This window comes from Gillisia limnaea DSM 15749 (assembly GCF_000243235.1).
In the GTDB taxonomy this organism is placed as follows: Bacteria; Bacteroidota; Bacteroidia; order Flavobacteriales; family Flavobacteriaceae; genus Gillisia; species Gillisia limnaea.
On the sequence record NZ_JH594606.1, the window covers coordinates 1389706 to 1400985 of the forward strand.

Consider the following 11280-nt stretch of genomic DNA (forward strand, 5'->3'; position numbering starts at 1 on the left):
TTGGCCTCTATTAGGAAGGTAAATATAGCATCCCCGAGCTATGATCCTGCATTGCTCCGGTTACCGAACTCAAAATATTGATCTCCCCCCTTAGCCAAAGCACTCCAAGAAATCCAAAAATGAGTGCTTCTTTAAAATTGATTATTTCTATTGCAGGGACTACAAGTTTGGTGGTGGTCATTTTTTTTAGTTGCTGAATTAAAAAAACATTAAAACAACCTCCCCCGGAAACCAAAACCTCTGTAGCAGTATCGCGCCCCAGTTCCTTTGAAATTTGTAACGCTATATGCATACAATATGTGCGCAAAACAGAAGGGATATCACTTTCATATTTTTTTAGAATAGGAAATACCTCTTTATTAACCCATTCTATCCCGAGTGATTTGGGTGCGGGCAACTTATAAAAAGATAAGCCTTCCAGTTCCTCCAGCAATTCGGGATTTATGTGGCCTGATCTTGCTAGATCTCCATCTTTGTCATATTCAAACCCCAGTTTTTCAGCATAATAATTCAATACCGTATTCACAGGACAAATATCGTAGGCTATCCTTTCTCCACCTACAGAAGTTGAAACATTGGCAAATCCGCCAAGATTTAAACAGTACCCGTATTGAGGAAACAGCAATGCATCTCCCACAGGAACCAGGGGAGCTCCCTGTCCGCCTAAAGCCACATCCTGAACACGAAAATCACAAATCACTTTTTGTCCTGTGAAAATAGCCAGTTCCGGAAGGTTTCCTATTTGAAGTGTAATTCCATTTTCGGGTTCATGTTTTACGGTATGCCCGTGGCTACATACCGCATCCAAATCTGTAATTTCATGTTTTTTAATAAATTCTGATATAACTCCCGCCAGGTAAGTGGTGTAGTTTTCATCCAGAGCCTTCAACTCTTCAATACTGAAATTGATTGCCTGTGATAATTCCTTCTTCCATTTTGATGTATAGGGAACGGTTTCAGCAGTTAATATCTGAAATTCCCAATGCTGCTGCTTTTTGAAATGCAGGTATGCCAGGTCAATTCCATCCAGAGAGGTACCGGACATTACTCCAAGTACCTTAAATTCATTTTTTTTCATATTCTCAAAAATAATTATTCTTTACTGAATAATAGCCTTCAAAAACTTATCTTTGTTGTCAAAAAATTGATTTTTCAAAAAATATATACTTAATGGACTTTAAACTTACAGAAGAACATCTAATGATTCGTGATGCAGCAAGAGATTTTGCGAAAAGTGAATTATTAGAGGGTGTGATTGAACGGGATGATAAGCAAGAATTCCCTGCTGCCCAGATCAAAAAAATGGGAGAACTTGGATTTTTAGGGATGATGGCTTCTCCACAATATGGCGGTGGTGGAATGGATACCGTGGCGTACGTATTAGCGATGGAAGAGATCTCAAAAATAGATGCTTCGGCCTCTGTGGTAATGTCTGTAAATAATTCCTTGGTATGTTGGGGTTTGGATACCTACGCCAATGATGCGCAAAAAGAAAAATATTTAACAAAATTAACCACCGGAGAAAAATTGGGTGCCTTTTGTCTTTCAGAGCCTGAAGCCGGTAGTGATGCCACTTCTCAAAAAACTACGGCTATAGATAAAGGAGATCATTATATTCTTAACGGTACAAAAAACTGGATCACAAATGGAAATTCAGCCGATTACTACCTGGTAATCGCTCAAACCGACCGGGAGAAAAAACATCACGGGATCAATGCTTTTATAGTTGAAAAAGGTTGGGCCGGTTTTGAAATAGGGGTCAAGGAAAATAAACTTGGAATTCGCGGGAGCGATACACACTCGTTGCATTTTAACGATGTAAAAGTTCCTAAAGAAAACAGAATAGGAGAAGATGGTTTCGGATTCAAATTTGCGATGAAAACCCTTTCCGGCGGAAGAATAGGAATTGCAGCACAGGCTTTGGGAATTGCAGCCGGCGCTTATGAACTGGCATTGGAATATTCCAAGGTAAGAAAAGCATTTGGCACCGAGATTTGCAACCATCAGGCTATCGCCTTTAAACTTGCAGACATGCATACTTCTATTACAGCCGCAAGACATTTGGTTATGAAAGCTGCGTGGGATAAGGACAATGGCGGAGATTACGACCTTTCGGGAGCTATGGCTAAGTTATATGCCTCTAAAGTGGCCATGGATGTATCGGTTGAAGCTGTTCAGGTTCACGGTGGGAATGGTTATGTTAAGGATTATCACGTAGAACGTCTTATGCGGGATGCAAAGATCACTCAGATCTATGAAGGAACTTCTGAAATCCAGAAAATCGTTATTTCAAGGAGCATCTTAAAAAAATAAAATACTTTTTAAATAAAATCTAAAGCAGCCCCAAAAGGCTGCTTTTTGTATTTAAATATTTCCTGGAGTTTTCAGCAAAAAATGTTTAACTCAAAAAATGCATATTTCATACTGCTTCAAAATCCTTCTTTATTTTGTACTTCTCCAACAGATAGTTTCAATATTATATTTCCCTAAAAAGAAATCCTTCTGCTCATTTCCCCCCCTTTCTCCGTTATCAAATTCTCAAAATACATCCATCTAAATATGAAATTATCATTTTATATGAATTAAAATCATATTATTGAATTTAATTCATTATTTATGAATAATCCTTTCGTTATTAACAAGTGTTTAGATATTTTAGCTATTATATTTTAAATTAAATAGTATGAAACCAAAGCAACAGGGACTCTACTCCCCGGAATTTGAGCATGATAATTGTGGAGCAGGATTTATTTGCAATTTAAGAGGAAAGCGTACCAATGACATAATTCATAAGGCACTTGATATATTGATTCGATTAGAGCATCGGGGCGCTGTTAGTGCCGATGGAAGAACGGGAGATGGAGCAGGTATTCTTATAGAAATCCCCCATGATTTCTTTAAAAAGGAGTGCGAATTTGAGCTTCCGGAATTCAATGAATATGCCGTGGGAATGGTTTTTCTTCCACCCTCCTCAAACCAGCGGGAAATTTGTAAATCGCAGTTGGAAGAGAAAATACGGAATCAAAATCTAAAGATCATTGGCTGGAGAACTGTTCCGGTGGATAAATCTTGTCTTGGAAGCATCGCTGCATTAACCGAACCTTATGTTGAGCAGATCTTTATAGGAAGAGATGAAAATCTTACAAAGGAGGAATTCAATTCCCGGCTTTATGCAGCACGAAAAATTGCAGAACATGAAATAGAAGCATCAGAACTTTCAGAAGCCGATTACTTTTATTTGCCAAGTTTATCCACCAATACGATTATTTATAAAGGCCTTCTAATGCCCCAGGATATCAATATCTATTATCCAGATTTGAACGATCCACAGGTGGTTACAAAACTTGCGTTGGTACATCAACGATTTTCAACAAATACCTTCCCAACCTGGGATTTGGCACAACCCTTTAGATATATGTGCCACAATGGTGAGATCAATACCCTTCGAGGAAACCTAAGCCGGATGAAGGCCCGGGAAGAACTTTTTGACAGCACTGTTTTTGGAGATTCCCTACAGGCCATCTCTCCTATTACTGCTGAAGGAAAATCTGATTCCGCGTCCATGGATATGGTTTTGGAATTTCTTCTACATACTGGAAGGTCTTTGCCGGAAGCGATTATGATGATGGTACCGGAAGCCTGGGAAAAAAACCCTTCCATGAGCGATGATAAAAAAGCTTTTTATGAATACAATGCCTGTATTATGGAGCCCTGGGACGGACCGGCTTCCATTCCTTTTACAGATGGAAATTACATCGGCGCACTTTTAGACAGAAATGGCTTAAGGCCATCAAGATATACCCTAACTAAAGATGGATATGTGGTAATGGCCTCCGAGACCGGAGTTATGGATATTGCACCAGAAAATGTAGACCTTCATGGTCGGTTGGAACCGGGTAGAATGTTCCTGGTAGACATGAATGAAGGTAGGATTATTGGAGATGAAGAATTAAAAACCAAGATTGTAAACCGGCTTCCATACCGGGAATGGCTCGATGAACATTTGCTCCCGCTTTCTAAAGTTCCGTATACAGGAAATAAAACCCCGGTCGAGAAAATAAATTTTAAAACACGTCAACGGCTTTTTGGTTATACCCTGGAAGATATCGCAACTATAATTACTCCAATGGCAACGCAGGGAAAAGAAGCAATAGGCTCCATGGGAGCTGACACTCCGCTTGCCGTACTTTCAGATAAACCTCAATTGCTCTTCAACTATTTTAAGCAATTATTTGCACAGGTAACCAACCCTCCCCTGGACGGGATTAGGGAAGAAATCGTGACAGATATTAGCCTTTCAATTGGAGAAGACCGGAATATTTTCAATATTTCTCCTCTGCAATGTAAAAAGTTACGCATTCAAAATCCGGTTATTTCCAATGAAGATCTGGATAAAATAAAATATATAGATCAGCCCGGATTTAAAACCAAATCCATTTCAATATTATATGAGATTGAAAAAGGTCTTAACGGACTGGAAGCCCGTCTTGATGAAATGATAACCGAAATTAATGCTGCGGTGGATGATTCATGCAATATTATAATTCTTTCAGACAGAAATGTAAATCCTAAACTTGCACCTATTCCATCTATTTTGGCGTGTTCATTTGTACATCACGGGGTAAAGAAACACAACCGGAGATCTTCTTTTGGAATAGTAATAGAATCTGCAGAACCCCGGGAGCCGCATCATTTTGCATTGCTGTTTGGATATGGTGCAAGTGCCGTAAATCCATATATGGTTAATGAAATTATTCATAAACTGGTGGCCGAAAAGGAAATTGAAATCTTTGATGCTGAAGAAGCTGTTGAAAATTTCAATACTGCTATAGGTAAAGGAATTCTTAAAATCATGAACAAAATTGGTATTTCAACCCTGCATTCTTACCGGGGAGCACAGATTTTTGAAATACTTGGTCTCAATAAAAAGTTTGTCGATAAATATTTTTCCAATACATCAACCCGTATTGAAGGAATTGGATTATATGAAGTAGAAAAGGAAATTCAAAAACGTCACGAAAAAGCATTCCTTGCCCCAGATACAGAAACTGAAACAGATCTGGATCTTGAAATTGGCGGGGAATATCGCTGGAGAAGAAATGGAGAAAAACACATGTTTAATCCTGCAAGTGTTGCAAAACTTCAGCAAGCGGTCATACAGAACAATTCTGAAAGTTATGCTGAATATGCCAATCTTATAAATAACCAAAATGAAAACCTTATGACCATAAGGGGAATGTTCAAATTTAAAGATCTTAATCCAATTCCTTTGGAAGAGGTGGAGCCCTGGACAGAGATCGTAAAACGATTCAAGACAGGCGCCATGTCATTAGGAGCTATCAGTAAAGAAGCGCACGAGAATCTGGCAGTTGCAATGAACCGGATACACGGTAAAAGCAATTCGGGCGAAGGTGGAGAAGATCCCAGTCGTTTTCATAAAAGCACCGATGGAAACTGGAGGAATTCAGCTATAAAGCAGGTTGCATCAGGAAGATTTGGGGTATCCATCGAGTATCTTACCAATGCGGCAGAAATCCAGATAAAGATGGCCCAGGGAGCAAAACCCGGAGAAGGAGGTCAATTACCCGGTCCCAAGGTAAATCATGATATTGCCCGCATCAGGAATTCCACTCCGTATGTAGGTCTTATTTCTCCTCCTCCACATCACGACATTTATTCCATTGAAGATCTTGCACAGCTTATATTCGATCTAAAGAATGCGAACAGAGAAGCCAGAATTAACGTAAAACTGGTATCAAAAGTTGGTGTAGGAACCATTGCTGCAGGGGTTGCAAAAGCCAAAGCCGATGTGGTTCTTATTTCAGGGTACGATGGAGGCACAGGAGCTTCGCCGCTAACTTCCCTGAAACATGCCGGATTACCCTGGGAACTTGGAATAGCAGAAGTTCAGCAAACATTATTATTGAATGATCTAAGAAGCAGGATCGTAGTAGAATGCGACGGACAGCTTAAAACCGGGAGAGATGTTGCCGTAGCCTGTTTACTTGGAGCTGAAGAATTCGGCTTTTCAACAGCACCGTTGGTAGCCTCAGGTTGCATTATGATGCGCGCCTGTCATTTAAATACCTGCCCCGTTGGGATTGCCACCCAGGATCCTGAATTACGGAAAAACTTCAAGGGTACCCCGGAAAATGTGATTAACTTCATGTATTTCGTAGCCCAGGAGTTAAGACAGATCATGGCCGACCTCGGTTTCAGAAATCTAAATGAAATGGTTGGACAAAGTCAGAAACTGGAGATGAACAGAGCTATTGACCATTACAAAGCACAGGGAATAGATCTTTCAAAAATTCTTTATAAGCCGAAAGTAGATGAAAACATGACTTTTTACAATACCGAAAAACAAGACCATCATCTGGATAATGTCCTGGATTTTGAAATTTTAAGAAAGGCGCATCCGTCGATATACAGGAAGGAAAAGATGAACCTTTACTTCCCTATCAACAATACAAACCGAACCACCGGCGCCATAATAAGCAATGAGATCACCAAGATCCATGGTGAAAAAGGCTTACCGGAAGGCACCCTTCAATTAAATTTCAACGGATCTGCCGGGCAAAGTTTCGGGGCTTTTTCTACAAAAGGACTTGTGCTGAAGGTTGAAGGAAATACCAACGATTATTTTGGAAAAGGCTTAAGCGGTGCCATACTGGCCGTCCAAAAACCAAAACTGGCAACCTTCAAATCCAACGAAAACGTAATCATTGGCAATGTGGCATTGTACGGCGCCACCAATGGGGAAGCATATATCAATGGAATAGGTGGAGAACGTTTCTGCGTAAGAAATTCTGGTGCGAAAGCGGTAATTGAAGGAATTGGTGACCACGGGTGTGAGTATATGACCGGAGGAATCGCAGTAATCCTTGGTAAAACAGGTAGAAATTTTGCAGCTGGAATGAGCGGAGGTATCGCATACATCTACAATACGGAAAGTTCACTTGACAGGAACAATTTCAATATGGAAATGATCGAACTCGAAAAACCTTCTGAAAAAGATCAGGTGGAATTGAAAAACCTTATAGAAAATCATTACAGGTATACCGAAAGTGGTATCGCCAAAGAAATACTCGATAACTGGGAAGAAAATTCCGGTAAATTCACAAAGGTGATGCCTGTTGAATATAAGAAGGCCTTGAACCAACTGGAAGAAGAAAGATTAAAAAGAAAAGAAATTGAATTAAAAACAGCATAATAATGGATAATTTAAAAGGATTTTTAGAATATGACAGAAAGGATGAAGAAACTGATGCTGTTGAAATCCGCGTAAAAAACTACAATGAATTTAATAAAGACCCAGGTAATACCGAATTAAAAAAACAGGGAAGTCGCTGCATGGATTGTGGGATTCCGTTTTGCCATAGCGGTTGCCCATTGGGAAATTTAATTCCCGATTTTAATACTGCGGTGTCTAAAAACGAGTGGAAAAAAGCCTCCGATATTCTTCATGCTACCAACAATTTTCCGGAATTTACCGGAAGGTTATGCCCTGCCCCCTGTGAATCGGCTTGTGTTCTGGGTATCATTCAGCCCCCGGTTGCGATAGAACTCATTGAAAAATACATTCCGGAACGCGCTTTTAAAGAAGGCTGGATAAAGGCAAATCCACCAAAACACAGGACAGGTAAAAGGGTTGCGGTGGTAGGCTCCGGTCCTGCGGGATTAGCGGCAGCACAACAGTTAAACAGAGTCGGCCATTTAGTAACCGTACTAGAACGTGATACTAAAATTGGAGGTTTATTAAGGTATGGTATTCCCGATTTTAAACTGGAAAAAAGAATTATAGACAGAAGACTGGCAGTATTAATGGAAGAAGGCATTCATTTTGAAACCAATGCGAATGTTGGAATAAATTACGAGGTTGAAAAACTCAAGGATTTCGATGCAGTAGTGCTTTGTGGAGGAGCTACCCAAAAAAGAGACCTGCCCATTCCGGGAGCAGAAAGTAAAGGGGTGGTGCAGGCAATGGAATTTCTTAAGCGAAATAATGAAATCGTAGATGGTCTTGCGAAACCTACACCAGCACTTTCGGCCAAAGACAAACACGTAATAGTAATTGGCGGAGGTGACACAGGTTCAGATTGCGTTGGAACCTCGAACAGACAAGGGGCTAAATCGGTTACTAATTTCGAGATTATGCCAATGCCATCATCTAACAGAAGTATTGAAAATCCATGGCCCTACTGGCCGTTCACTTTAAAAACAACTTCTTCACATGAAGAAGGGGTTGAAAGAAACTGGTCTATTTCTACCAGAGAATTTATAAAAGACGAGGATGGCAATTTAAAAGGGCTTAAAACTATAGAGATCGAGTGGATTCATACCGAAGGAGGTAGGCCCCAATTGAAAGAAATACCCGGATCGGAAAAAGAATGGCCGTGCGACCTGGTTTTACTTGCCCTGGGATTTACAGGCCCGGAATCCACATTGAGCCATCAATTAGGTTTGGAGGTAGATACAAGAACCAACATAAAAGCCGGAAGTGATTATCAAACAAACATTCCTAAGATATTTACCGCTGGAGATATGCGCCGCGGACAGTCATTGATTGTATGGGCAATATCAGAAGGTAGGGAAGCTGCACGCCATGTTGATATCTTCCTTATGGGTAAAACAAGTCTTCCAACCAAAGGAGAAGGAGATTTACCTTCTGTTTAGCTCAGGTTGAATAAATAACAATTAAAATATACAACGCGGAGTCGGTGCGGATTTGCAACCGTGCCGGGTATAAACAAAAAAAGACCCTTACTTTTCAGTAAAGGTCTTTCAAAAAAAAGGCGGCGACATACTCTCCCACAATACAGCAGTACCATCTGCGCTAACGGGCTTAACTTCTCTGTTCGGAATGGGAAGAGGTGAGCCCCGATGCTATAGCCACCTTAAATCGTTGGTGTTTCCCTATAGCCTTGCTATAGTTTACCCGAACCTCTACGAGGGGCGGGCCACCTTAAATCTTGGCCCCCTATCCCCCAAAGGGGGAACATATGCCTCCAGATCTTTTTGATCTCTCCCCCTTTGGGGGAGCCGGAGGGGGCTTAATAAGTTAACATATCAGGAAATAAACAATATAGAGGTACGGGAATACTTTTTACAACATAGGGTATTCGTTCCGGTCTCTTGCAAGACCGGAACCGCACTAAGCTTTACGGATTATTAGTATCACTCGGCTATGACATTACTGCCTTTACACCTGTGACCTATCAACGTGGTAGTCTCCCACGATCCTTTAAAGAAATCTCATCTTGTGGTGGGTTTCGCGCTTATATGCTTTCAGCGCTTATCCCTTCCCGACGTAGCTACCCAGCAATGCTCCTGGCGGAACAACTGGTGCACCAGAGGTCAGTCCAACTCGGTCCTCTCGTACTAGAGTCAGATCCACTCAAATTTCTAACGCCCACTGTAGATAGAGACCGAACTGTCTCACGACGTTCTGAACCCAGCTCGCGTGCCACTTTAATGGGCGAACAGCCCAACCCTTGGGACCTTCTCCAGCCCCAGGATGTGACGAGCCGACATCGAGGTGCCAAACCCCCCCGTCGATGTGAGCTCTTGGGGGAGATCAGCCTGTTATCCCCGGCGTACCTTTTATCCTTTGAGCGATGGCCCTTCCATGCGGAACCACCGGATCACTATGCTCTACTTTCGTACCTGATCGACCTGTATGTCTCTCAGTCAAGCTCCCTTTTGCCATTGCACTCTACGCACGGTTACCAAGCGTGCTGAGGGAACCTTTAGAAGCCTCCGTTACTCTTTTGGAGGCGACCACCCCAGTCAAACTACCCACCAAGCATTGTCCCCCTTGTTCAGGGGTTAGGCTTCAAACAAGTAAAGGGTGGTATTTCAACAATGACTCCACAACACCTGGCGATGCTGCTTCAACGTCTCCCACCTATCCTACACATCACTTGTCCAAAGTCAATACTAAGCTATAGTAAAGGTGCACGGGGTCTTTTCGTCCCACAGCGGGTAATCGGCATCTTCACCGATACTACAATTTCACCGAGCTCATGGCTGAGACAGTGTCCAGATCGTTGCACCATTCGTGCAGGTCGGAACTTACCCGACAAGGAATTTCGCTACCTTAGGACCGTTATAGTTACGGCCGCCGTTTACTGGGGCTTCAATTCAATGCCTCGCCGAAGCTAACATCTCCTCTTAACCTTCCAGCACCGGGCAGGTGTCAGGCCCTATACATCATCTTTCGATTTAGCAGAGCCCTGTGTTTTTGATAAACAGTCGCCTGGACCTCTTCACTGCGGCCCATCCGAAGATGGGCGACCCTTCTCCCGAAGTTACGGGTCTATTTTGCCTAGTTCCTTAGCCATGAATCTCTCGAGCACCTTAGAATTCTCATCCCAACTACCTGTGTCGGTTTACGGTACGGGCTGCCACCACTCGCTTTTCTTGGAAGTCGATTTGCTAGATTATCACGCCGGCCGAAGCTTTTGTGTACTATTGCCGTGTTACCACTGGCTTCAACGTACTATTCCGTCAGTACGCACTAACTTTTCGCCTCCGTCACTTTTATCGTGGGGCAGGTACAGAACTATTAATCTGTTGTCCATCGACTAACCCATTCGGGGTCGCCTTAGGTCCCGACTAACCCTCAGCTGATTAGCATAGCTGAGGAAACCTTAGTCTTTCGGTGTGCGGGTTTCTCGCCCGCATTATCGTTACTTATGCCTACATTTTCTTTTGTAATTAGTCCAGCATGCCTGACAGCACACCTTCAACCCCATTACAATGCTCCCCTACCACTCCATATACTTAAATATGAAATCCATAGCTTCGGTAGTATATTTATGCCCGATTATTATCCATGCCGAACCGCTCGACTAGTGAGCTGTTACGCACTCTTTAAATGAATGGCTGCTTCCAAGCCAACATCCTAGCTGTCTGGGCAGTTCAACCGCGTTTCTTCAACTTAATATACATTTGGGGACCTTAGCTGATGGTCTGGGTTCTTTCCCTCTCGGACATGGACCTTAGCACCCATGCCCTCACTGCTGATCAACATTTTATAGCATTCGGAGTTTGTCAGGAATTGGTAGGCGGTGAAGCCCCCGCATCCAATCAGTAGCTCTACCTCTATAAAACTTTAAATCAACGCTGCACCTAAATGCATTTCGGGGAGTACGAGCTATTTCCGAGTTTGATTGGCCTTTCACCCCTACCCTCAGGTCATCCCAAGACTTTTCAACGTCAACGGGTTCGGTCCTCCACTATGTGTTACCACAGCTTCAACCTGCCCAAGGGTAGATC

Annotated in this window: 4 protein-coding genes, 1 rRNA gene and 4 other annotated features; of the genes, 3 read left to right on the forward strand and 2 right to left on the reverse strand. The window is 42.3% G+C overall.

Annotated features, from left to right (window positions below; all coding sequences use genetic code 11):
• Positions 1-10: 10 nt before the first annotated feature.
• Positions 11-1078, reverse strand: coding sequence for an anhydro-N-acetylmuramic acid kinase (locus GILLI_RS08065; protein WP_006988605.1), 1068 nt, complete (start codon positions 1076-1078; stop codon positions 11-13).
• 92 nt (positions 1079-1170) lie between these two features.
• Here GILLI_RS08065 and GILLI_RS08070 point away from each other — a divergent pair, with 92 nt between their 5' ends.
• The 3 genes from GILLI_RS08070 to GILLI_RS08080 all read left to right on the forward strand — a co-directional run bounded on the left by GILLI_RS08070 (position 1171) and on the right by GILLI_RS08080 (position 8676).
• Entirely contained in the window at positions 1171-2313 is a 1143-nt protein-coding gene (locus tag GILLI_RS08070; protein ID WP_006988606.1) for an acyl-CoA dehydrogenase family protein, read from the forward strand.
• A 370-nt stretch (positions 2314-2683) separates the two neighbouring features.
• On the forward strand, positions 2684-7213 hold the full coding sequence (gene gltB, locus GILLI_RS08075) for a glutamate synthase large subunit (RefSeq protein ID WP_006988607.1): 4530 nt from the start codon (positions 2684-2686) through the stop codon (positions 7211-7213).
• A 2-nt stretch (positions 7214-7215) separates the two neighbouring features.
• Positions 7216-8676 carry a glutamate synthase subunit beta gene (locus tag GILLI_RS08080; RefSeq protein WP_006988608.1) on the forward strand — a complete coding sequence of 487 codons (1461 nt, stop codon included), beginning with the start codon at positions 7216-7218 and terminating at the stop codon, positions 8674-8676.
• A gap of 114 nt (positions 8677-8790) precedes the next feature.
• On the opposite strand, the gene rrf is transcribed toward GILLI_RS08080, so the two are convergent.
• A 5S ribosomal RNA gene (gene rrf / locus GILLI_RS08085) occupies positions 8791-8900 on the reverse strand.
• Between the two features lie 263 nt (positions 8901-9163).
• Positions 9164-10009: a sequence feature (23S ribosomal RNA rRNA prediction is too short), on the reverse strand.
• Position 10010: 1 nt separating this feature from the next.
• Positions 10011-10699, reverse strand: a sequence feature (23S ribosomal RNA rRNA prediction is too short).
• A gap of 11 nt (positions 10700-10710) precedes the next feature.
• Positions 10711-11154, reverse strand: a sequence feature (23S ribosomal RNA rRNA prediction is too short).
• Positions 11155-11170: 16 nt separating this feature from the next.
• Positions 11171-11280: a sequence feature (23S ribosomal RNA rRNA prediction is too short), on the reverse strand.